The 21,580-nt window shown below is 67.9% G+C and carries 19 protein-coding genes; 18 read left to right on the forward strand and 1 reads right to left on the reverse strand.

All coding sequences use genetic code 11. The annotated features are described in order from the left end of the window. The first annotated feature begins 45 nt into the window (after positions 1–45). The 16 genes from J2X34_RS21460 to secA all read left to right on the forward strand — a co-directional run bounded on the left by J2X34_RS21460 (position 46) and on the right by secA (position 18,816). Entirely contained in the window at positions 46–1,185 is a 1,140-nt protein-coding gene (locus J2X34_RS21460) for a tobH protein (RefSeq protein ID WP_114721919.1), read from the forward strand. Further along, positions 1,185–2,432 carry a mannose-6-phosphate isomerase, class I gene (manA, locus tag J2X34_RS21465; protein ID WP_174911961.1) on the forward strand — a complete coding sequence of 416 codons (1,248 nt, stop codon included), beginning with the start codon at positions 1,185–1,187 and terminating at the stop codon, positions 2,430–2,432. The genes J2X34_RS21460 and manA overlap by 1 nt, the downstream gene beginning before the upstream one ends. Before the next feature lie 47 nt (positions 2,433–2,479). Next, positions 2,480–3,400 carry a cation diffusion facilitator family transporter gene (locus J2X34_RS21470; RefSeq protein WP_429519718.1) on the forward strand — a complete coding sequence of 307 codons (921 nt, stop codon included), beginning with the start codon at positions 2,480–2,482 and terminating at the stop codon, positions 3,398–3,400. A gap of 75 nt (positions 3,401–3,475) precedes the next feature. Then, positions 3,476–4,981, forward strand: coding sequence for an amino acid permease (locus tag J2X34_RS21475; protein WP_174911954.1), 1,506 nt, complete (start codon positions 3,476–3,478; stop codon positions 4,979–4,981). 108 nt (positions 4,982–5,089) lie between these two features. Next, positions 5,090–6,310 (forward strand): alkane 1-monooxygenase, encoded by a 1,221-nt coding sequence (locus J2X34_RS21480; protein ID WP_429519720.1) that lies wholly within the window; start codon positions 5,090–5,092, stop codon positions 6,308–6,310. Further along, a complete protein-coding gene (locus tag J2X34_RS21485) occupies positions 6,307–6,474 on the forward strand; it encodes a rubredoxin (RefSeq protein WP_114721924.1) in 168 nt (55 codons plus the stop codon). Before J2X34_RS21480 ends, J2X34_RS21485 begins: the two co-directional genes overlap by 4 nt. Before the next feature lie 2 nt (positions 6,475–6,476). Beyond that, positions 6,477–6,659, forward strand: coding sequence for a rubredoxin (locus J2X34_RS21490; protein WP_114722009.1), 183 nt, complete (start codon positions 6,477–6,479; stop codon positions 6,657–6,659). 49 nt (positions 6,660–6,708) lie between these two features. Beyond that, positions 6,709–7,317: a TetR family transcriptional regulator gene (locus tag J2X34_RS21495; RefSeq protein ID WP_114721925.1), complete on the forward strand. Its 609-nt coding sequence runs from the start codon at positions 6,709–6,711 to the stop codon at positions 7,315–7,317. 78 nt (positions 7,318–7,395) lie between these two features. After that, positions 7,396–8,874: an adenosylhomocysteinase gene (gene ahcY / locus J2X34_RS21500; RefSeq protein ID WP_174911941.1), complete on the forward strand. Its 1,479-nt coding sequence runs from the start codon at positions 7,396–7,398 to the stop codon at positions 8,872–8,874. A 165-nt stretch (positions 8,875–9,039) separates the two neighbouring features. Beyond that, the gene (locus J2X34_RS21505) at positions 9,040–9,702 is read left to right on the forward strand and encodes a dTMP kinase (protein ID WP_114721927.1); all 663 of its coding nucleotides are present in this window, start codon (positions 9,040–9,042) and stop codon (positions 9,700–9,702) included. Between the two features lie 96 nt (positions 9,703–9,798). Then, entirely contained in the window at positions 9,799–10,476 is a 678-nt protein-coding gene (mtrA, locus tag J2X34_RS21510) for an MtrAB system response regulator MtrA (RefSeq protein WP_429519726.1), read from the forward strand. Further along, entirely contained in the window at positions 10,473–12,281 is a 1,809-nt protein-coding gene (gene mtrB / locus J2X34_RS21515) for an MtrAB system histidine kinase MtrB (protein ID WP_114721929.1), read from the forward strand. The genes mtrA and mtrB overlap by 4 nt, the downstream gene beginning before the upstream one ends. A gap of 41 nt (positions 12,282–12,322) precedes the next feature. Beyond that, on the forward strand, positions 12,323–14,077 hold the full coding sequence (gene lpqB, locus J2X34_RS21520; RefSeq protein WP_397484713.1) for an MtrAB system accessory lipoprotein LpqB: 1,755 nt from the start codon (positions 12,323–12,325) through the stop codon (positions 14,075–14,077). Between the two features lie 77 nt (positions 14,078–14,154). Next, complete coding sequence (locus J2X34_RS21525) at positions 14,155–14,829, forward strand: ComF family protein (RefSeq protein ID WP_114721930.1); 675 nt, start codon at positions 14,155–14,157, stop codon at positions 14,827–14,829. A 318-nt stretch (positions 14,830–15,147) separates the two neighbouring features. Further along, positions 15,148–15,825 (forward strand): ribosome hibernation-promoting factor, HPF/YfiA family, encoded by a 678-nt coding sequence (gene hpf / locus J2X34_RS21530; protein ID WP_114721931.1) that lies wholly within the window; start codon positions 15,148–15,150, stop codon positions 15,823–15,825. 177 nt (positions 15,826–16,002) lie between these two features. Further along, positions 16,003–18,816, forward strand: a complete 2,814-nt coding sequence (secA, locus tag J2X34_RS21535; RefSeq protein ID WP_429519731.1) for a preprotein translocase subunit SecA — start codon at positions 16,003–16,005, stop codon at positions 18,814–18,816. Between the two features lie 8 nt (positions 18,817–18,824). Here the strand turns inward: secA and J2X34_RS21540 are convergent, their stop codons facing one another. Continuing rightward, positions 18,825–19,355 carry an Rv3235 family protein gene (locus J2X34_RS21540; RefSeq protein ID WP_114721933.1) on the reverse strand — a complete coding sequence of 177 codons (531 nt, stop codon included), beginning with the start codon at positions 19,353–19,355 and terminating at the stop codon, positions 18,825–18,827. Between the two features lie 248 nt (positions 19,356–19,603). On the opposite strand from J2X34_RS21540, the gene J2X34_RS21545 reads away from it, so the two are divergent. Together J2X34_RS21545 and J2X34_RS21550 are read left to right on the forward strand one after the other, a co-directional pair. After that, positions 19,604–20,062, forward strand: a complete 459-nt coding sequence (locus J2X34_RS21545) for an HAD-IA family hydrolase (RefSeq protein WP_114721934.1) — start codon at positions 19,604–19,606, stop codon at positions 20,060–20,062. A 69-nt stretch (positions 20,063–20,131) separates the two neighbouring features. Next, positions 20,132–21,505, forward strand: a complete 1,374-nt coding sequence (locus J2X34_RS21550; RefSeq protein WP_258557885.1) for a WS/DGAT/MGAT family O-acyltransferase — start codon at positions 20,132–20,134, stop codon at positions 21,503–21,505. The last annotated feature ends 75 nt before the right edge of the window (positions 21,506–21,580 follow it).

Consider the following 21,580-nt stretch of genomic DNA (forward strand, 5'->3'; position numbering starts at 1 on the left):
TCTCGTCGGGGAACAGGGACTCGGGGAAAGGGAGGTGAGTTCGTGATGACAGCTCCGTCGTCTCTGCTCGATCTCGATGACGCCGATGCTCTGCTGGCCGCCGACGTCGACGGCGTGCTCCGTTTCGCCGCGCTCGGCGGCGCTCAGATTCGTGCCACCCAAGCCGCCGTCGAGGAGGACGGGCTGGTCAGGCTGCGCGGCCTGCAGCCGCGCAGCATCGTGTTCGTCACCGGTGACGGAAGTGCGTCGCGGGCCGCCGAGATCGTCGTGGCGGCCCTCGGCGGCCGGACCGGCATGCCGCTGGTCGTCAGCGTCGGTGCGCCGCCGTGGGTCGGGCCACTCGACGTCCTGGTCGTCGCCGGTGACGATGCCGGCGATCCACGGCTCGTCGAGTCCGTGGACAGTGCGTTGCGCCGAGGCGCGGAAGTGGTCGTCGCCGCACCCGACGAGGGCCCCCTCCGTGCCGCCGGCGCGGGTCGTGCGACGGTCCTCCCGCCGCGGATCGCGGTTCCGGATCATCATGGCCTGCTGCGGTACCTCGCAGCGTTCCTCGCGGTGCTGATCGCGGTCGAGGGGGAACGGACCGCCAAGGTGTGCCCCGACCTGGGTCGGCTCGCGGACGCGGTCGACGAGGAGGCACTCCGCGACCACCCCCGCAACGAGGTCTTCCACAATCCGGCCAAATCCCTGGCGGCGCGCATGCAGGGCCGCCGGGTGGTCTTCAGCGGCGACACCCGCGCCACCACCCACCTCGCGCGCCACGGGAGCGAGACCCTGCTCCGCATGGGTGCGGGCGTGGCCGCGGCTGCGGAGCTGGCCGACGTCGTCTCCGGGGTGCGGAAGTTCTCGGCGGCGAATCCGGCTGCACCGGCCGGATACGACCCGTTCTTCCACGACGATCAGCTCGACGGCCCGCCACCGGGCGCGCCGCTGCGGGTGCTGGTGTTCGCCGCGGAGGCGAATCGGCCGCTCGTCGAGCGTCGCGTCGCGGCACTGCCGGATGTCGACCTCGTCGTCGCGGAATCGGAAGCGGCGACGGCCGGTCCCCGATACGACGCGCCGCCCGGATCACCGGCCGATTCCCCGGCGGTGTCCGCGACTCGGACGGAGATCGAGCAGATAGCAGTACTCGTCGGTCGGCTCGAGATGAGCGCGGCCTACCTACGTTTGATCGGTGGTAACTAGTGCGCCAACTCGAAGGTGCGCTCCGGTCCTACGCCTGGGGGTCACGGACCGCGCTCGCGGAACTGTGCGGACGTCCGAGCCCCAGCGCACATCCGGAGGCAGAACTGTGGCTGGGAGCGCATCCCGGTGATCCCGCGCGAGTGATCGAGGACGGCGACAGCCGTTCCTTGCGCGACGTCGTCGACGACAACCCGGCCCGGGAACTGGGCGAGCGGAGCATCGCTGCGTTCGGGGAGCGGCTGCCCTTCCTGCTCAAGGTGCTCGCCGCCGACGAGCCGTTGTCCTTGCAGGCTCACCCGAGCGCCGAGCAGGCCCGCGAGGGCTTCGCGCGCGAGGAGGCGTCCGGTATCCCCGTCGACTCGGCGGAACGGAACTACCGCGACGCGAGCCACAAGCCCGAACTCGTCGTGGCGCTCACCCGGTTCGAGGCGCTCGCCGGCTTCCGTGATCCGCACCGGACGGTGCGCCTGCTGAGCGCCCTGAACGTGCCGGAGCTCGAGCCCTACGCGGGTCTGCTCGCCGGGCAGCCCGACCCGGACGGCCTGCGGGCCCTGTTCACGACGTGGATCACGTTGCCGCCGCACGCGCTCGCGGCTCTGCTGCCGGCGGTGCTCGACGGGTGCGTCGCGTACCTGTCGGCCACGGGGTCGGGGACGGCGGAGTTCGCACAGGAGGCGCGGACGGCGCTGGAGCTGAGCGAGGGCTATCCCGGGGACGCGGGGGTCATGGCGTCCCTGCTGCTCAACCGGGTGACCCTCGAGCCGGGGCAGGGACTCTTCCTGGACGCCGGCAACCTCCACGCCTATCTGCACGGGACCGCGGTGGAGATCATGGCGAACTCCGACAACGTGCTGCGCGGTGGCCTCACGCCCAAGCACGTCGACGTCCCGGAACTGTTGCGGGTGTTGGATTTCGAGTCGGTGGATGTTCCCGTTCTGACGTCGGTCGCGACCGGCCGGGTGGGGGAGTCGACGTACCGGACGCCGGCCCCGGAGTTCGTACTGTCCCGGATCGACCTCGATGCGTCGGGGGCGGGTCCGGACGCGGCCACCATGTTCGAACCGGACGGTCCGCAGATCCTGCTGTGCACGTCGGGTGCCGCGAAACTGGAGTGCGATTCGCAGTCGCTGATGCTCGAGCGGGGTGCAGCCGCGTGGATCTCCGCGTCGGACAACGCGGTTCACATTCAGGCATGTGCCGACGACACCCAGATCTTCCGTGCTGCCGTCGGCGATGTGACCCACTGAGTGCCCGTAGCGTGTGATCCACTCGAATTCGACGAGAGGAGAAGCCGGTGTCGGCTCACGGGGGCAAGAGGGCGATCCTCGCGGCACTGACCGCGAATGCGGGAATCGCGGTCGCCAAGTTCACCGGCTTCCTCATCACGGGGTCGTCCTCGATGCTGGCCGAATCGGTTCACTCGGTCGCCGATACGTCCAATCAGGGGCTGCTGCTGTTCGGTCAGAACCGTGCCGAGAAGCAGGCCGACCAGCTCCACCAGTTCGGCTACGGGCGCAACCGGTACTTCTACTCGTTCGTCGTGGCGCTCGTGCTGTTCACCCTCGGTTCGCTGTTCGCGATCTACGAGGGCATCCACAAGATCCAGCACCCGGAGGGCCTGTCGTCGCCGATGGTGGCGATCGTGATCCTGCTGGTCGCGATCGGACTCGAGTCGTACAGCTTCCTCACCGCGGTCAAGGAATCCCGCCCGCTGAAGGGGAAGGCGACCTGGTGGGGTTTCATCCGCACGTCGCGCACCCCCGAACTGCCGGTCGTACTGCTCGAGGACACCGGTGCCCTCATCGGTCTGGTTCTCGCGCTAGGCGGCGTCGGGTTGACGATGGCCACCGGCGATCCGGTGTGGGACGGCGTCGGCACCCTCTGCATCGGTGCCCTGCTGGGCATCATCGCGATCGTGCTCATCGTCGAGATGAAGAGCCTGCTGATCGGTGAGGGCGCGACGCAGGACGAGGAGAACCGGATCCTGTCAGCGCTCGTCGACGGTGTCCGGATCGATCGTGTGATCCACTGCCGGACCCAGTATCTGGGGCCCGAGGAGATCCTGGTCGCGGCCAAGGTCGCGATCACGCCGGGCGCCGACATCGAGGACGTCGCGACCGCGATCGACGAGGCCGAAGCACGGGTACGGGCCGCGGTTCCGGCCGCTCGCCTGATCTATCTCGAACCCGACCTGTACCGCGCCACCGCGGGGTAGCCGATCCGGAAACCGTGCTGCGGTCCGCGTCCGGGCATAGGCTGACGACCATCCCTACCTCCCGAGGAGGACGTGATGGTGACACCCGACCGGAAGGCGGCGAAGCCCCGCTCCGGGCTGTTTCGGACCAAGTCGATCGAACAGTCGATTCTCGAGACCGACGAACCGGAGACCAAACTCCGCAAGGACCTGACCGCGTGGGACCTGACGGTGTTCGGGGTCGCGGTCGTGATCGGCGCCGGCATCTTCACCTTGACGGCCCGCACCGCCGGCAACGTTGCTGGACCCTCGGTGTCGCTCGCGTTCGCCTTCGCCGCAGTCTCGTGCGCACTGGCCGCGCTGTGTTACGCCGAGTTCGCGTCGACCGTGCCCGTCGCGGGCAGCGCATATACCTTCTCGTACGCGACGTTCGGTGAGTTCGTCGCGTGGATCATCGGCTGGGATCTCATCCTCGAGTTCGCGCTCGCGGCCTCGGTGGTTGCGAAGGGCTGGTCGCTGTATCTCGGTGAGGTCCTCGGAAGTGCCACGCCGATCGTGCATGTCGGGTCGCTGAAGATCGACTGGGGTGCGGTCCTGATCGTCGCGGTCATCACGGTGCTGTTGGCGACGGGCACGAAGTTGTCGTCGCGGGTCTCGGCGGTGATCACCGCGATCAAGGTGGCGGTCGTGCTCTTCGTGGTGGTGGTCGGGGCCTTCTTCATCAAGGCATCCAACTACTCGCCCTACATTCCGCCGTCCGAGTCCGGCTCCACCGGGGAGGGCATCCACCAGTCGCTGTTCTCGTACGTCACGGGCGCCGGTGGCAGCACGTTCGGTTGGTACGGCCTGCTCGCCGCCGCCAGTCTGGTGTTCTTCGCGTTCATCGGTTTCGACGTGGTCGCGACCACCGCGGAGGAGACCAAGGATCCGCAGACCGCCTTGCCGCGAGGCATTCTCGGCTCGCTCGCGATCGTGACGGTGCTGTACGTGGCGGTCTCGCTCGTGCTCACCGGGATGGTGAACTACACCGAACTGGCGGGCGACAACTCCACGCTCGCGACGGCGTTCGCACTCAACGGAATGGACTGGGCCAAGAACCTCATCTCGTTCGGCGCGCTGGCGGGCCTCACGACGGTGGTGATGGTCCTGATGCTGGGGCAGACACGCGTGTTGTTCGCGATGTCCCGCGACGGCCTGATGCCCCGGTCGCTCGCGCCCACCGGCAAGCACGGGACGCCGGTGCGGATCACGGTTCTCGTCGGCGTCATCGTCGGACTCCTCGCGGCCTTCTTCCCGATCGGCACGCTCGAGGAGATGGTGAACATCGGCACGCTGTTCGCGTTCGTGTTGGTGTCGATCGGCGTCGTGGTGCTGCGGCGGACCCGTCCCGACCTGCCGCGCGGATTCCGGGTGCCCCTCGTGCCGCTGGTCCCGATCCTCGCGGTCATCGCGTGTGTGTGGCTCATGGTGAATCTGTCGGTCGAGACGTGGCTGCGGTTCGTCGTCTGGATGGCGATCGGCGTGGTCGTGTACTTCGCCTACAGTCGCCGGCACTCGATGCTGAGCATCCGGGCCCGTGCGGCGAAAAGCGACACCACCTGATCGATTTACAAATCGACGTGATTGTCTAGACGTCATACGTATCGACGCGTATCGTCCATTTCATGGTGATCCTGCTCATAGTGGGCGGGCTCGTGGAAGGGGACGTCGATGGCGACGCATGCGACCGCCGACGCTGGGGTCTGGCGGGACAAGAAGCGCTATCTGTGGCTACTGGGGCTCATCCCGCCCACCGCGATCTTCCTGGCGCTGGGCTTGGTGTGGCTGACGAACCGGGTGGGCCTGGAGGCGGTGGCGCCCATCTGGTGGTGGATCGGCCCGCTGCTGGTGTACGTGCTGCTGCCGATCCTCGACCTGGCCTTCGGTGCGGACGGGCAGAACCCGCCCGATGAGGTGATGGAGCAACTCGAGAACGACCGGTACTACCGCTGGTGTACCTACGCCTACATCCCGCTGCAGATCGTGACGGTGGTGGTCGCCTGTTACCTGTGGTCGGCCGACGATCTGAGCTGGCTCGGTATCGACGGCGGGCTGGGGCTGGTGTCGAAGATCGGCCTGGCCATCAGTGTCGGGTGTGTGGCCGGCATCGGAATCAACACCGCGCACGAGCTGGGGCACAAGAAGGACGATCTCGAGCGGTGGCTGTCGAAGATCACCCTCGCGCAGTCCTTCTACGGACACTTCTACATCGAGCACAACCGTGGCCATCACGTCCGGGTCGCAACGCCGGAGGATCCCGCGAGTTCCCGCCTGGGCGAAAGCTTCTGGGCCTTCCTGCCGCGCAGCGTGTGGGGGAGTCTGCGGTCGTCCTGGGCGCTGGAGAAGGTTCGTTTGGAACGGCTCGGCAAGGGGCCGTGGACGATTCGCAACGACGTCCTCAACGCCTGGTTGATGTCGGTCGTGCTCTTCGGCGCGATGATCGCGATCTTCGGTTGGGAGGTGGCCCCGTTCCTGTTGCTGCAGGCGGTGTTCGGATTCTCCCTGCTCGAGACGGTGAACTATCTCGAGCACTACGGCCTGCTCCGGCAGCGCACCGACAGTGGACGTTACGAGCGCTGCACGCCGGCGCACAGCTGGAACAGCGATCACATCTGCACCAACATCTTCCTCTACCACCTGCAGCGGCACAGCGATCACCACGCGAACCCGACACGGCGCTATCAGACGTTGCGCAGCATGGACATTGCGCCGAACCTGCCCAGCGGGTACGCGAGCATGATCATGCTCGCGTACGTGCCGCCGCTCTGGCGGGCGGTGATGGATCGCCGCGTGCTCGCGCACTACGACGGCGACGTCACGCGGGCCAACCTGCAGCCGGCCAAGCGTGAGAAGTTGCTGGCGCGGCACGGAGCGGGCGGAGGCCGGGCATGAGTGCGTTTCGGTGTCCCGTGTGCGAGTTCGTGTTCGACGAGTCCGTCGGCGCCCCGCGGGAGGGATTCCCGGCCGGCACGGCGTGGGATTCGGTGCCGGACGACTGGTGCTGCCCCGACTGCGGTGTCCGCGAGAAGATCGATTTCGAGCCCGTAGGAGGGTGATCGTGAACGAGTACAAGCTCTACCAGTGCGCACAGTGCGGATTCGAGTACGACGAGGCGGAGGGCTGGCCCGACGAGGGCATCGCCCCCGGCACGCGCTGGGGGGACATCCCCGACGATTGGCGTTGCCCGGACTGCGGGGCGGCGAAGGCGGACTTCTTCATGGTCGAGGTCGAGCGAAGCTGAGCCGTGTGCCGGTCGAGCGCAGCCGAGCAGTGTCACTAGGGTCGGTGGCATGACCGAGTCGCAACCCCGCGTGCCCTATCAGGAGGCCTCGCGGCTGCTGCTGCGCGAGTCGATCCTCGGCGCCGTCCACGACCTGCTGCTCGAGCGGGACTGGTCGAAGGTGACGATGACCGATGTCGCCGCGGTCGCCGGGATCAGTCGGCAGACGCTGTACAACGAGTTCGGGTCGCGTCAGGGGCTCGCGGAGGGGTATGCGCTGCAATTGGTCGACCGGTTCGTCGATGCGGTGGCGTCGGCGGTGTACGCGCACGTCGGGGATGCCCGCGCGGCCCTCGTGGACGGGTTCGCCGCGTTCTTCCAGGCGAGCACCGAGGACCCGCTGGTGTGCTCGTTGCGGACCGGTGCCGCCAAACCGGACCTGCTGCGGATCGTCACGACCGACAGCGCCCCGCTCATCGAGCGGGCGTCGGGGCGTCTGGCGGAGACGTTCCGGCGGAGTTGGATTCAGGCGTCCGAGGCCGATTCGGTGATCTTGGCGCGGGGTGTCGTACGAGTCGCGCTGAGTTACGTTTCGATGCCTCCCGCGTCCGATGGTGACGATGCGCGTGACCTTGCCGCGCTGCTGGCCCCGTTCGTGGACGTCGTCGCACACGTGTGACGGGGTACGGCCCGTCCCCGGGTGGGATCGGTACCCGATAACCTGGGTGTCATTCCAGACAGCGAACAGGAGAGACACATGACGTCCTCAGTTTCAGCGGCGCCCGTGGCCGAGCACCGTAACGGTATCGATTTCAAGGTGGCGGATCTGTCGCTCGCCGAGTTCGGACGCAAGGAGATCCGGCTGGCCGAGCACGAGATGCCGGGTCTGATGGCACTGCGTCGTGAGTACGCAGACGTGTTGCCGCTCAAGGGCGCTCGCGTGTCCGGCTCGCTGCACATGACCATCCAGACCGCGGTCCTGATCGAGACGCTGGTCGCTCTCGGTGCTGAAGTTCGATGGGCGTCGTGCAACATCTTCTCGACGCAGGATCACGCGGCCGCGGCCGTCGTCGTCGGCCCGCACGGCACCGTCGAGGAGCCCAAGGGCGTCCCCGTGTTCGCATGGAAGGGCGAGACCCTCGAGGAGTACTGGTGGGCGGCTGAGCAGATGCTCACATGGCCCGGTACCACCGCCAACATGATCCTCGACGACGGTGGTGACGCGACGATGCTGGTGCTGCGCGGTGCACAGTACGAGAAGGCCGGCGTCGTCCCGCCCACCGACGACGAGCACGACTCGGACGAGTACAAGGTGTTCCTGGCGCTGCTGCGCAAGTCGCTCGAGGCCGACGGCGGCAAGTGGACGGCCATCGCGGAGAACGTCAAGGGCGTCACCGAGGAGACCACCACCGGCGTGCTGCGGCTGTACCAGTTCGCCGCCGCGGGTGAGCTGGCGTTCCCGGCCATCAACGTCAACGACTCGGTCACCAAGAGCAAGTTCGACAACAAGTACGGCACCCGCCACTCGCTGCTCGACGGCATCAACCGCGGCACCGACGTGCTGATCGGTGGCAAGGCTGCGCTGGTGTGCGGCTACGGCGACGTCGGCAAGGGCTGCGCCGAGGCGCTGCGCGGCCAGGGCGCCCGCGTCACGGTCACCGAGGTCGACCCGATCAACGCCCTCCAGGCGCTGATGGACGGCTTCAACGTCAAGACCGTCGAGGAGTTCATCGGCGAGGCCGACATCGTGATCACCGCGACCGGCAACAAGGACATCATCTCCTTCGAGCACATGAAGCAGATGAAGCACCAGGCCATCCTCGGCAACATCGGTCACTTCGACAACGAGATCGACATGGCCGGCCTCGAGCGCGCCGCCGACGTCACCCGCGTCAACATCAAGCCGCAGGTCGACGAGTTCACCTTCGCCGACGGCCACAGCATCATCGTGCTGTCCGAGGGGCGCCTGCTGAACCTGGGCAACGCCACCGGCCACCCGTCGTTCGTGATGTCGAACTCGTTCGCGAACCAGACGATCGCGCAGATCGAGCTGTGGACCAAGCCGGACGAGTACGACAACGAGGTCTACCGCCTGCCCAAGCACCTCGACGAGAAGGTCGCGAAGATCCACGTCGAGGCGCTCGGTGGCTCGATCACCAAGCTGACCAAGGATCAGGCCGAGTACATCGGCGTCGACGTCGAGGGCCCGTACAAGCCGGAGCACTACCGCTACTGACCCGAGTCGTAGGACCGCGTCGGTCGCACTGACGACGGTGGCCGGGGATCGTGACACGATCCCCGGCCACTGCTGTTCGCCCCGGATGATCCGGACAGCGCTGTGACGGCCCTCGCAGGGCCGGATCCGCGGGCGCGGCCGCGGGCACCGATAGGCTCGGCGATCGTGGGAACTCTGATCGCCCTGGAAGGGCTCGACGGTGCCGGCAAGCGGACACTGGTCGGAAAGGTCGTCACGCAGCTCGAGCAGGACGGTCTGACGGTCGCAACGCTGGATTTCCCGCGCTACGGTGCGTCGATCCATGCCGATCTCGCGTCGGAGGCGCTCAAGGGGGAGCACGGCGACCTGAGCGAGTCGGTCCACGCGATGGCGGTGATGTTCGCGCTCGACCGTGCCGGTGCCGCACCGCAACTGCGGGATCTGGTCGCCCGCCACGATGTGGTGATCCTGGACCGCTACGTCGCCTCCAACGCGGCGTACGGCGCGGCCCGGCTACACCAGCACGGGGACGGCGAGTTCGTCACCTGGATCGAAGAGCTCGAGTTCGACCGATTGGGTCTGCCACGGCCGGACCTGCAGATGTACCTCGACGTGCCCGTGGCGCTCGCGGAGGAACGGGCGCGTCGGCGCGAGGCCGCGGACAGTTCGCGCGCGCTGGACGCCTACGAGAAGGACAGCGGCCTGCAGGCTCGCACGGGGGAGGTGTACCGGGAGCTGGCCGCCGCGGACTGGAACTCGCCGTGGTTGTCCGTCGCGCCCGATGTGGATCCGGGCACTCTCGCCGATAAACTGGCACTCTTGCATAAGCGGCGCGGCGCGGCGCAGTAATACCGGGCGGTCCGTGACGGCAACATTGAGCGGCACGCCGCGGCAGTGAACGCGCCTTTCCGCATTTAGCAGCCTCAGAGATGTAACGATAGGGATATGAAGCCAAGGATTCTGGTTGTCGACGATGACACGGCGCTCGCCGAGATGCTCACCATCGTGCTCCGCGGTGAGGGATTCGAACCCTTCGTGGTCGGTGACGGCAGCCAGGCGTTGTCGGCCGTTCGTGAGACCCGACCGGATCTGGTGCTCCTCGACCTCATGCTGCCGGGCATGAACGGTATCGACGTGTGCCGGGTGCTGCGGGCCGAATCGGGTGTCCCGATCGTCATGCTCACCGCCAAGACGGACACGGTCGACGTCGTCCTGGGCCTCGAGTCCGGCGCGGACGACTACATCATGAAGCCGTTCAAGCCGAAGGGACTGGTTGCCCGGGTGCGCGCTCGCCTGCGCCGCACGGAGGAGGAGCCGGCCGAGGTCCTGAGCATCGGCGACATCATGATCGATGTGCCGGCGCACAAGGTGACACGCGACAACGCGCTCATCTCGCTCACGCCGCTCGAGTTCGACCTGCTGGTCGCCCTCGCACGCAAGCCGCGGCAGGTGTTCACCCGTGAGGTCCTACTCGAGCAGGTCTGGGGATACCGTCACGCGGCGGACACCCGACTGGTGAACGTGCACGTGCAGCGTCTGCGCGCCAAGGTCGAGAAGGATCCCGAGAATCCCGAGGTGGTGCTTACCGTCAGGGGGGTCGGCTACAAGGCCGGACCGCCGTGATCGGTGCCCGCCGGAACCGGCGGCGAGCCAGCCGGGCTTTCTCGCCGCTGATCCGCTGGTGTCGAGCGTGCGGCAACTGGCTTGCCCACGCATGGCGCCGGTCTTTGCAGCTCCGCGTCGTCGTGTCGACGTTGTCGCTGTCGCTGATCGTGATCACGATTCTGGGTGTGGTGTTGACCAGCCAGATCACCGATCGGCTCCTCGAGGCGAAGATCACCGCCGCCACCGAGGAACTCGATCGTGCGCGCAGCACGGTCGAGGCGCAGCTCTCCGGCGCCGACGACAGCGGCTCGCTCCAGGTGCGGCTCGACGCTGCCCGTCTGGCGCTGACGAACCGCCAGCCCGACGGTGGTCAGACGTCCGGATCCGCAGGTACCTTCGATCCGGTGCTCATCGTGCCAGGGGACGGCCCACGGGAACCGACCACGAGCGGGCCGGCGAACCAGATCCCGGCGAGCCTGCGCGACTTCGTTCGTGCCAACCAGATCAGCTACCAGTTCGCGACGGTGTCCGACCCCAACGGGTACTCGGGTCCGGCGCTGATCATCGGCAGCCCCACGGCGTCGGACATCTCGACTCTCGAGCTGTACCTCGTGTTCCCCCTCGCGAGCGAGGACCGCAGCCTGTCCCTGGTGCGGGGCACGATGCTGATCGGTGGTGCGGTGCTGGCGGTGCTGCTCGCCGCGATCTCGATGCTCGTCGCACGCCAGGTCGTCATGCCGATCCGGTCGGCGTCCCGGATCGCGGTGCGGTTCGCGGACGGCCGGCTCAAGGAACGCATGCCGGTCCGCGGCGAGGACGACATGGCCCGGCTCGCGATGTCGTTCAACGAGATGGCCGAGAGTCTGTCGAAGCAGATCACGCAGCTCGAGGAGTTCGGCAATCTGCAGAAACGGTTCACGTCGGACGTGAGCCACGAGCTGCGCACCCCGCTCACCACGGTCCGGATGGCCGCGGACCTGATCCACGACAGCAGCGACGAGCTCGACCCCATCCTGAAGCGGTCGTCCGAGCTGCTCGTCGCGGAGCTGGACCGGTTCGAGAGCCTGCTCGGGGACCTGCTCGAGATCTCCCGGCACGACGCCGGTGTCGCGGAGCTGGCGGCCGAACAACTGGACCTGCGGATGTGTGCGCGTGCGGCGGTCTCGACCGTTCGCCACCTCGCGAAGGAGACCTCGACGGAACTGATCGTGGATCTGCCGGACGAGGCAGTGATCGCGGAGGTCGATCCGCGCCGTGTGGAGCGCATCCTGCGGAACCTGCTCGCGAACGCGATCGACCACGGCGAGGGCAAGCCCGTCCTGTTGCGGTTGCGGGCCGACGACGACGCGGCCGCCTTCATCGTCCGCGACCAGGGTGTGGGACTGCGCCCTGGGGAGGAGAAGTTGGTGTTCAACCGGTTCTGGCGGTCGGACCCGTCCCGCGTCCGGCGTTCCGGCGGAACCGGGCTGGGCCTGGCGATCAGCGTGGAGGACGCGAACCTGCACAACGGCACGCTCGAGGCGTGGGGCGAACCCGGCGAGGGCGCGTGCTTCCGCCTGACGTTGCCGCGTGTGCGCGGGCGCAAGGTCACCCGGAGCCCGCTCCCGCTGAAGCCGTCGACCAAGAAGCTCGTCCAGGGACAACCGCTGCCTCCGACCAAGCCCGAACCTGAGCCCGCGGCCGCGTCCTCGGCCGGTGACGAGATGGCGCCCGCCGGGTCGGGCGCTGCCCAGTCGGCGACGCAGCCGGTTGAGCGGCCTCCCCGGCAGCTGGACCCGGACGAGTCTCCGACGGTGCCCCGGGTGCGGGAGCGTGAGTCGTGACCGGCATTCGGGTGCGCCACGGCAGGCGCTCGCGGACGGTAGTGGCCGCGGCGTCGCTGGCCGCGCTGCTGCTCGGCACGGCGGGCTGTGCGAATCTGCCGGACTCGTCGACGCCGCAGGCGATCGGGACCATCGAGCGTGCGCCGGTCAGTACGAGCGTGGAGGCCCCGGCGCCCGGACGCGAGCCGGATCTGCTGCTGCGAGATTTCGTCAAGGCCAGCACCGACCCGGCCAATCGGCATCTTGCCGCCCGGCAGTACCTGACCAAGGACATGTCGGCGCGGTGGGACGATGCCGCGAGCGCGACGATCGTCGACAAGATCGATCTCATCCTCGAGTCACGCACCGCCGACCGCGCGGTCTACACGATTCGCGCCAACCGGGTGGGCGAGCTCGAACCGGGCGGTTTGTACCAGGCGCAGGAGGGCACGTTCGAGGCCAAGTTCAGCTGGGCCAAGGTGGACGGTGAATGGCGGATCGACGATCTGCCCAACGGCGTGATCATGGACCGTCCCCAGTTCCTCAATTCGTATCAGCGCAAATCGTTGTACTTCCTCGACCCGACGGCTCAGACGGTCGTCCCCGACCCTCGCTGGATCGCGGCGAGCCCGGACCAGATGGTCACGCAGCTGATCGGTCTCCTCATCGACGGTCCCAAACCGTCGCTGGCCGGTGCGGTGCGCAACGAACTGGGTTCGGGGGTCTCCGTGCTCGGCACCATCACCAAGGCCGACGGCCGAGCCTCCCAGGTCGGGGTGGGGCTGGGCGGTGTGAGCGTCGACTTCCAGGGCCTCGGGCGGATGAACACGCAGTCGCGCGAACTCCTTGCCGCGCAGGTGGTCTGGACGTTGGCAAACGCCGACATCTCCGGTCCGTACGTCCTGTTGGCCGACGGCCAGCCGCTCGACGAGCGGTACCCCGAAGGATGGACGACGGCGGACGTGGCGTCGCTCAATCCGCTCGCGACGACCAGCGCGACCGTCGGCCTCCACGCGCTGCGCGGCGGCGGGCTGGCCTCCGTGAACGACGGGGTCGTCGCGCCGGTCCCCGGGTACTTCGGTGCGTCGGACAATCTCCGGTCGATCGCGTTGTCGCGGGACGGCACGCTCACGGCCGCGGTGGCCGAGACACGCCGGCCGGCGCCGGAGCCGCAGACCGCGCTGGTCGTGGGGACCTACGACGGAAACGTGGCGACCGCGCTCGAGGCGCAGTCGATCACCCGGCCGTCGTGGGCGTTCGACGGCTCCACCGTGTGGGCCGCCGTCAACGGCTCGACCGTCGTGCGGGTGGTTCGCGAGACCGGAACCGGAAAGCTCACGACGATGAACGTCGAGACCGGCGCGATCAATGCGATCGGCGGGCCGATCACCGAGCTGCGGCTGTCCCGCGACGGGGTCCGGGCGGCGTTGATCGTCGACGGCAAGGTCTATGTGGCGACGGTGATGCAGCAGCCGGACGGCGAGTTCTCGCTCACCAATCCACGCGCCATCGCGCACGGTCTCGGCAGTCCCGCGGTGTCGCTCGACTGGAGCACCGGGGACACGGTGGTCGTGGCCCGTTCGGGTTCGGACGTGCCGGTCGTGCAGCTGGCCGTCGACGGTTCGCGGATGGACTCGCTGCCGAGCCGCAACCTCACCTCGCCGGTGGTGGCGGTGGACGCGTCGTCGACCACCGAGTTCGTCGCGGACTCGCGAGCGGTGTTCCAGCTCAACAACAACGACCCAGCCGGCGACCGGTACTGGCGTGAGGTTCCGGGCCTGACCGGGACGAATGCGGTCCCGGTGCTGCCGGGCTGACCTCGCCGCCGTCGGTGCTCGAGGGTGTCTGCCGGTGCCTGTCGGCGCTTGTCGGGGGCACGGGGCACACTCCCGGCATGCGCGCACTCCTCGACCTGGTCCTCCCCGCCGAGTGCGGGGGTTGCGGTGAACCCGGTTCGGGGTGGTGCGACCGGTGCAGGCGCACCCTGTCCGACGACCCGGTGGCGGTGCATCCTCGGGTGGATCCCGGCGTCCCGGTGTGGGCGCTGGGACCGTATGCGGGTCCACGGCGGCGTGCGGTGATCGCGGCGAAGGAACGGGGTCGGCGAGATCTCGCAGCCCCGCTGGGCGCTGCGCTCGCGGACGCGGTCGACACGCTGCGGCGCTGGGGCGAGTTGGATCCGCCGCAGCTGGCGCCGCTGGTGCTCGTTCCGGCCCCGACGCGGGCCCGCACGGCGCGCACCCGTGGTGGAGACCCGGTGCTGCGGTCCACGCAGGCCGCCGCGCGTCTGCTGGAGACCGGTTGCCACGTCTGTCCGGCGCTGTCGATGCGACGTGGTGTGCGTGATTCCGTCGGGCTGTCGGCGGCGCAGCGGCAGGACAATCTGGCGGGCCGGATTTGCGTGTCCGCTTCCCGTCGCGACGAGATCGTCAGGCTCGGTTGCATGGGTGCCGAGGTCGTTCTCGTGGACGACGTCGTCACCACCGGGGCAACCTCGGCGGAGGCGGTTCGGGTTCTCGAATCGGAAGGTGTGCAGGTCGGGGCGGTATTGGTTGTCGCCGCGGCCTGATCGGACAATTCCGGCGGCGATCCCGGGCGGATATCGCGACGGCTTCCGGAGGCTTGCGGGGTCCTTCCGAGTCCTTCCGGGGGGCTTCTCGAGGCGCGACGAAATCGCGGGATCGGGACAGATGTCACAGACGACACACCGGTGAAATATGGCTGAACAGTGGCACACGGAGCGGTTACGTACTAGCGTCGCGTTCACACCCGAAGTCACAGGTGGGAGGTGATATTTCACGTTCTGAGCCGGGTGGTTCCCCGCCCGGTCGAGATCGAACTCGCCGGTCTCCACCAATGTGAGCCGGCCGTTTATCGGGAGGTACGAGTGACGACCCCTACGCAAGCCTCGGTTTTCGTCGACGAAGACACCGCCAACGCGGAGGCTCCAAGTACTACGGGCGCGAACAACGCCGAAATCGTCGTCAAAGGACGCAACGTGGAAGTGCCGGATCATTTCCGGGTCTACGTTTCCGAGAAGCTCGCACGACTCGAGCGTTTCGATCCCACCATCTTCCACTTCGACGTGGAACTCCAGCACGAACGTAATCGCCGACAGGCGAAGAGTTGCCAGCGAGTCGAGATCACGGCTCGCGGCAAGGGCCCTGTCGCCCGCGCCGAAGCGAGCGCGGACAGTTTCTACGCGGCATTCGAATCCGTGACTGCCAAACTGGAAAGTCGATTGCGTCGAACCAAGGATCGCCGCAAGGTCCACTACGGAGAGAAGACTCCCGTCTCCGTCGCGCAGGCCACAGCCGCGCTGGCACAGGACGACTCGCTGGCGATCGACCGCGATTTGTCCTTGGACGGCGAGGCTCCGCCCGGTCCGGGTCAGATCGTGCGCACGAAGGTCCACTCCGCCGAGCCGATGACCGTCGACGACGCGCTGTACGAGATGGAGCTGGTCGGGCACGACTTCTATCTGTTCCACGACAAGGAGACCGATCGGCCTTCTGTCGTGTATCGACGCCACGCGTTCGACTACGGGTTGATACGTCTGGCGTGATGTCGCGGACGGTCGGTCTACTCGCCCGATCGTGATTGCGCATACCATGGGATCCGGCTGGGGTCACCCGACCTCGGCCGGATTCCGTTTGTCATTACCTGACACCGAGGATTGAGGACAAAGAGGACCGTGCCGTCACTGTCGCTATCGAAGCTGCTCCGTGTAGGTGAAGGTCGCATGGTCAAGCGGCTCAAGCACATCGCCGACCATGTCTCCTCCCTCTCTCCCGAGGTCGAGAAGCTGTCCGACGAACAACTCCGGGCCAAGACCGACGAATTCCGGAAGCGTTACGCCGACGGCGAGACGCTCGACGAGATGCTGCCCGAGGCATTCTCCGTGGCCCGGGAGGCCGCGAGCCGCGTGCTCGGCCAGCGCCACTTCGACGTCCAGGTGATGGGTGGCGCGGCGCTGCACTTCGGCAACGTCGCCGAGATGAAGACCGGCGAGGGCAAGACCCTGACCTGTGTGCTGCCGGCGTACCTCAATGCGATCTCCAGTGACGGCGTGCACGTCGTCACCGTCAACGACTACCTCGCCAAGCGCGACTCGGAGTGGATGGGCCGCGTCCACCGCTTCCTGGGTCTCGAGATCGACGTGATCCTGTCCGGGATGACTCCCGCGCAGCGTCGCAAGGCGTACGCCGCCGACATCACCTACGGCACCAACAACGAGTTCGGTTTCGACTACCTGCGCGACAACATGACGCACAGCCTCGACGACCTCGTCCAGCGTGGCCACAACTTCGCCGTCGTCGACGAGGTCGACTCGATCCTCATCGACGAGGCCCGCACCCCGCTCATCATCTCGGGTCCGGCCGACGCGTCCAGCAAGTGGTACAGCGAGTTCGCGCGGATCGCACCGCTGCTCAAGAAGGACGTCCACTACGAGGTCGACATCCGTAAGCGCACCATCGGCGTGCACGAGGCCGGTGTGGAGTTCGTCGAGGACCAGCTCGGTATCGACAACCTGTACGAGGCCGCGAACTCGCCGCTGGTGAGCTACCTCAACAACGCCATCAAGGCGAAGGAGCTCTACCAGCGGGACAAGGACTACATCGTCCGCGACGGCGAGGTCATCATCGTCGACGAGTTCACCGGCCGTGTGCTGGTGGGCCGCCGCTACAACGAGGGCATGCACCAGGCGATCGAGGCCAAGGAGAAGGTCGAGATCAAGGCCGAGAACCAGACCCTCGCCACGATCACGCTGCAGAACTACTTCCGCCTGTACGACCGGCTGTCGGGCATGACGGGTACGGCCGAGACCGAGGCCGCCGAGCTGCACCAGACCTACGGCCTGGGCGTCATCCCGATCCCGACCAACCGTCCGCTGATCCGTGTCGACAACGGCGACCTGATCTACAAGAGCGAAGAGGCCAAGTTCGACGCCGTCGTCGACGATGTCGTCGAGCGGCACCAGAACGGCCAGCCGGTCCTGATCGGTACCACCAGCGTCGAGCGCTCGGAATACCTGTCGAAGCAGTTCACCAAGCGCGGCGTGGTGCACAGCGTGCTCAACGCCAAGTTCCACGAGCAGGAGGCGACGATCGTCGCCGAGGCCGGACGCTCCGGCGCCGTGACCGTGGCGACCAACATGGCCGGTCGTGGCACCGACGTCGTGCTGGGCGGCAACCCCGACATCATCGCCGACCTCGTGCTGCGCAAGCAGGGCCTCGACCCGGTGCACAACCCGGACGAGTACGAGGCCGCGTGGGAGGGCGTCCTCGACAAGGTCAAGGCCGAGGTCAAGGCGGACGCGGAGAAGGTCCGCGCCGCCGGCGGCCTGTATGTGCTCGGCACCGAGCGGCACGAGTCGCGTCGTATCGACAACCAGCTGCGCGGTCGTTCCGGCCGTCAGGGCGATCCCGGTGAGTCGCGCTTCTACCTGTCGCTCGGCGACGAACTGATGCGGCGCTTCAACGGTGCGGCGCTCGAGTCGATCATGACGCGCCTGAACCTGCCCGACGATGTCCCGATCGAGGCCAAGATGGTCTCGAAGGCGATCAAGAGCGCACAGACGCAGGTCGAGCAGCAGAACTTCGAGATCCGCAAGAACGTCCTCAAGTACGACGAGGTGATGAACCAGCAGCGCACCGTCATCTACGAGGAGCGCCGCCGCATCCTCGAAGGCGAGGATCTCGAGGGCCAGGTCGAGTCGATGATCACGGACGTGGTCACCGCGTACGTCAACGGCGCCACCGCCGAGGGGTATGTCGAGGACTGGGATCTGGACCAGCTCTGGACGGCCCTGAAGACGCTGTACCCGGTCGGAATCGACTACAAGGAGCTCGTAGGCGCGGCCGAGGCCGGGGAGTCGGACCTGGGCCGGGAGGAGCTGCTCGAGGCGTTGCTGGAGGACGCCAGGGACGCGTACGCCAAGCGTGAGCAGCAGATCGACGAGATCGCCGGCGCGAACGGAATGCGTGAGCTCGAACGCCGCGTGCTGCTGTCCGTGCTGGACCGCAAGTGGCGTGAGCACCTCTACGAGATGGACTACCTCAAGGAGGGCATCGGCCTGCGCGCGATGGCGCAGCGCGATCCGCTCGTCGAGTACCAGCGCGAGGGCTACGACATGTTCATCGCGATGCTCGAAGGCCTCAAGGAAGAGTCCGTCGGGTTCCTGTTCAACCTCCAGGTGGAGGCCGGCACCCCGCAGGGCGGCGGCTCCCCGGTGAGCGTCACCGCGGCCTCGGCGGCAGCCACCGCGGGTGGCGGGCCCTCGCTCGCCAAGCAGCAGGCGCAGCCGCTCCCGTCCCAGCAGGCCGCCCAGGACGCGGCCCGTTCGGCGGCCCCGTCAGCGCTCAAGGCGAAGGGGCTCGACGAGATGCAGCCGCGTGGGCTCACCTTCTCCGGTCCCGCCGAAGACGGTAACGCCCAGGTCAGTCGCTCTGCGGACGAGCAGGACGGGGCCCCGGGCACGCGCCGCGAGCGCCGCGAGGCCGCCCGCCAGGATTCGAAGGCGAAGAAGGCCCCGCGCTCCAAGCGCAAGCGCTGACGCTGACCTCAGGCGATTCGCAGTGACGTGATCGCCCAACCGGCCGGGTGTCTGCTGTTGCCGCGTTCGATACGCGCGGCAACAGCGAACACCCGGCCGCCGCGGTTGTAGGTGCCGAACACCTCGAACGCCTCGAACACCTCGGTCGCGGCCGCGTGGACCCGTTGCACGCGGACGCGCGCGAGGGTGGCCGTACCCAGTCGGCTGCCGACCGGGGCCGACCGCACGAGCGCGTGGACGAGATCCAGCACGGTCGGGGTGACGATCGAGCGCAGCTGGGCCGGGGCGCGGCGGCGGTCGAGGACCTCGAGGGTCAGGCGCAGCGCGCTTTCCGCGAACTGTCGCGCGTCGGGCGACGTGACCGAATCCGGTGCCGCGGACGGCGCGCGGCGTGGTGACCGGCCGTCGTGGGGTGAGCGCTGTGCGGACCGGACGGATGCGGACCGCGGCGCAGGCGAGCACGCCGAAGAGCCCGGGGCATCGGATGTCGGTGGTTCGAACTGCGGTGCACGGGACAGGAACCGGTGCGGTGCGGACATGATCTGGCCTCTCCGGTATCGCGCGGTCGCCGGGAAGCGGCGGGAGCCGATACGCAATGTCGACAGGTGCTGCTACAGGTCGACTCCGCGGAGAGGTACGGAATCTGGCGGACAGCATGGCACGTTCGATTCCGAAAAGCGAGGGGGTGCGCGCGATCGGTTTCGGTCCGACTCGTGTCGCCCGTGTCGCCCGTGTCGTCCGTGTCGCCTGTGTCGCCAGCGGGGGCGGCGAGTTCTAGGGTGAGCGTGTGCGCGGACTGGTGTTGGACTTCGGCGGGGTGCTGGCGGGTCCCGGCGCGGACGCGGACCTGATGGCCCGCGTCGTGGGTGACGCGCGTCGACGGGGAATCCGCACCGCGATCCTCAGCAACGATCCCGGCGGTCCGGGGGCACAGGGACTGCGCGACCTGGCGGGCCCGTTCGTGGACGAGGTCGTGCTGTCCGGTGACGTGGGAATGGCGAAGCCGAACCGGCGGATCTACGAATTGACCGCGGCTCGGCTCGGGCTCGATCCCCTCGAGTGCGTCTTCGTCGACGACCTCGTGGGGAACGTGCGCGCGGCGGCCGCGGCGGGCATGGTGGGGGTGCACCACGTCGACCCGTCGGCGGCGGTGGAAGAGATTGCGATTCTTCTCGATTCGGGAATCCGCCCGGAATCGGACGGTGGGGATCCGGCGGGCGAGGATCTCCGGGGCAGGGGGCGATAGGTGGCCAGGGCGACCAGACTGACGACGCAGGACGCGTCGTTCTACTTTCTCGACGCGAGCAACACGCCGATGCATCTGGGTTCACTCGCGATCCTCCAGCTACCCGAGTCGGGTCTCGAGTTCGAGGCCGTGCTCCGGCTGATCGAGAGTCGCCTGCACCTGGTGCCGCGGTATCGGCAGAAGGTTCGGGAGGTCGCGTTCGGGCTGGCCCGGCCGGTGTGGGTCGACGACCCGGACTTCGACATCACCTACCACGTCCGACGCTCCGCGGTGCCGTCTCCGGGAACGGACGAACAGCTGCACGACCTGGTGGCGCGACTGGTCTCGCGGCCGTTGGACACGACTCGGCCGCTGTGGGAGATGTACGTCGTCGAAGGATTGGCCGACAACCGGTGTGCGGTGTTCACGAAGTCGCATTCGGCGTTGGTCGACGGCGAGACGGCCCTCGAGATGAGTCAGGTGATCCTCGACGAGGACGCCGCGCCCGTGGTCGCGAGTGACGATCTGTGGATGCCGGAGCCGGCGCCGGGGGAGCCGGCGCTGGTCGCCGCGGCCCTCGCCCAACTCGTCTCCCGGCCCGGCGATGGGTTTGCAACCCTGCGAATGACGTTGGGGGACATGGCATCGGTAGTGGACGAGGCGGTCGACGTGGTCGGCAAGCTCGCCACCCTGGCGCGCACGGCGGCGCAGCCGGCGCCGTCGAGCCCGCTGAACGCCCCGATCTCCCGCAACCGCCGGTTCGCCGTGGCGCGCACCGATCTCGAGCGCTACCGCAGGATCCGCGCCCGCTACGGATGCTCGATCAACGACGTGGTCCTGACCGTGGTCGCGGGTGCGATGCGGAATTGGCTCCTGGCCCGCGGTGAGCCGGTATCGGAGGCCACCACCCTGCGCGTGCTGGCCCCGATGTCCATCTGCGAGGCGCGACCGGGTACCAACGGTGCGAGCGTGATCGACGTGTGCGACGACGGCGAGGTCGGTGCGCCGCACGGTCGGACGTCGTCGTTCCTGGTGGATCTGCCGGTCGGTGAGCCCAATCCGGTCGTCCGGCTCTCACACGTCGCGCACGCGACGGAGGCGTTCGGGCGGCAGAGTCGGCCGGTGACGGCCCGGACGATGATCCGGTTGTCCGGGTTCGCGCCCGCGTCCCTGCACGCCCGCGGCGCCCGGGCGGCGAGCAGCCTGTCGCAGCGGATGTTCAACCTCATGGTCACCAACGCGCCGGGACCGCAGATCCCGCTCTATCTGGCCGGGATGCGGATGGTCGAGATGTATCCCGTGTCGCCGCTGCTGAAGAATCAGACCCTGAGCATTGCGTTGACGTCGTACGACGGCCACGTCTACTACGGTTTGAATGCGGATCGCGACGCCATGGCCGACGTGGATGTGGTCGCCGCGTCGTTGCACGAGTCTCTCGAGGAGTTGGTGGAAGCCAGTGGCTGAGTCGGAATCGCGGTCGGTACGGACGCAAGTGACCGGAGGTCGGGCGTGAGGGTCTACATTCCCGCGACCATCCCG

The organism is Rhodococcus sp. BE178 (genome assembly GCF_050433545.1).
Taxonomy (GTDB): Bacteria; Actinomycetota; Actinomycetes; order Mycobacteriales; family Mycobacteriaceae; genus Prescottella.

Excerpts from the sequence above, each read along its gene's own strand:
- J2X34_RS21460 (WP_114721919.1), top strand. The coding sequence starts at position 46 with ATGACAGCTCCGTCGTCTCTGCTCGATCTCGATGACGCCGATGCTCTG.
- mtrA (WP_429519726.1), top strand. The coding sequence starts at position 9,799 with ATGAAGCCAAGGATTCTGGTTGTCGACGATGACACGGCGCTCGCCGAG.
- J2X34_RS21550 (WP_258557885.1), top strand. The coding sequence starts at position 20,132 with ATGCATCTGGGTTCACTCGCGATCCTCCAGCTACCCGAGTCGGGTCTC.
- J2X34_RS21540 (WP_114721933.1), bottom strand. The coding sequence starts at position 19,355 with ATGTCCGCACCGCACCGGTTCCTGTCCCGTGCACCGCAGTTCGAACCA.
- J2X34_RS21485 (WP_114721924.1), top strand. The coding sequence starts at position 6,307 with ATGAGTGCGTTTCGGTGTCCCGTGTGCGAGTTCGTGTTCGACGAGTCC.
- J2X34_RS21495 (WP_114721925.1), top strand. The coding sequence starts at position 6,709 with ATGACCGAGTCGCAACCCCGCGTGCCCTATCAGGAGGCCTCGCGGCTG.
- J2X34_RS21475 (WP_174911954.1), top strand. The coding sequence starts at position 3,476 with ATGGTGACACCCGACCGGAAGGCGGCGAAGCCCCGCTCCGGGCTGTTT.
- J2X34_RS21480 (WP_429519720.1), top strand. The coding sequence starts at position 5,090 with ATGGCGACGCATGCGACCGCCGACGCTGGGGTCTGGCGGGACAAGAAG.
- ahcY (WP_174911941.1), top strand. The coding sequence starts at position 7,396 with ATGACGTCCTCAGTTTCAGCGGCGCCCGTGGCCGAGCACCGTAACGGT.
- J2X34_RS21525 (WP_114721930.1), top strand. The coding sequence starts at position 14,155 with ATGCGCGCACTCCTCGACCTGGTCCTCCCCGCCGAGTGCGGGGGTTGC.
- secA (WP_429519731.1), top strand. The coding sequence starts at position 16,003 with ATGGTCAAGCGGCTCAAGCACATCGCCGACCATGTCTCCTCCCTCTCT.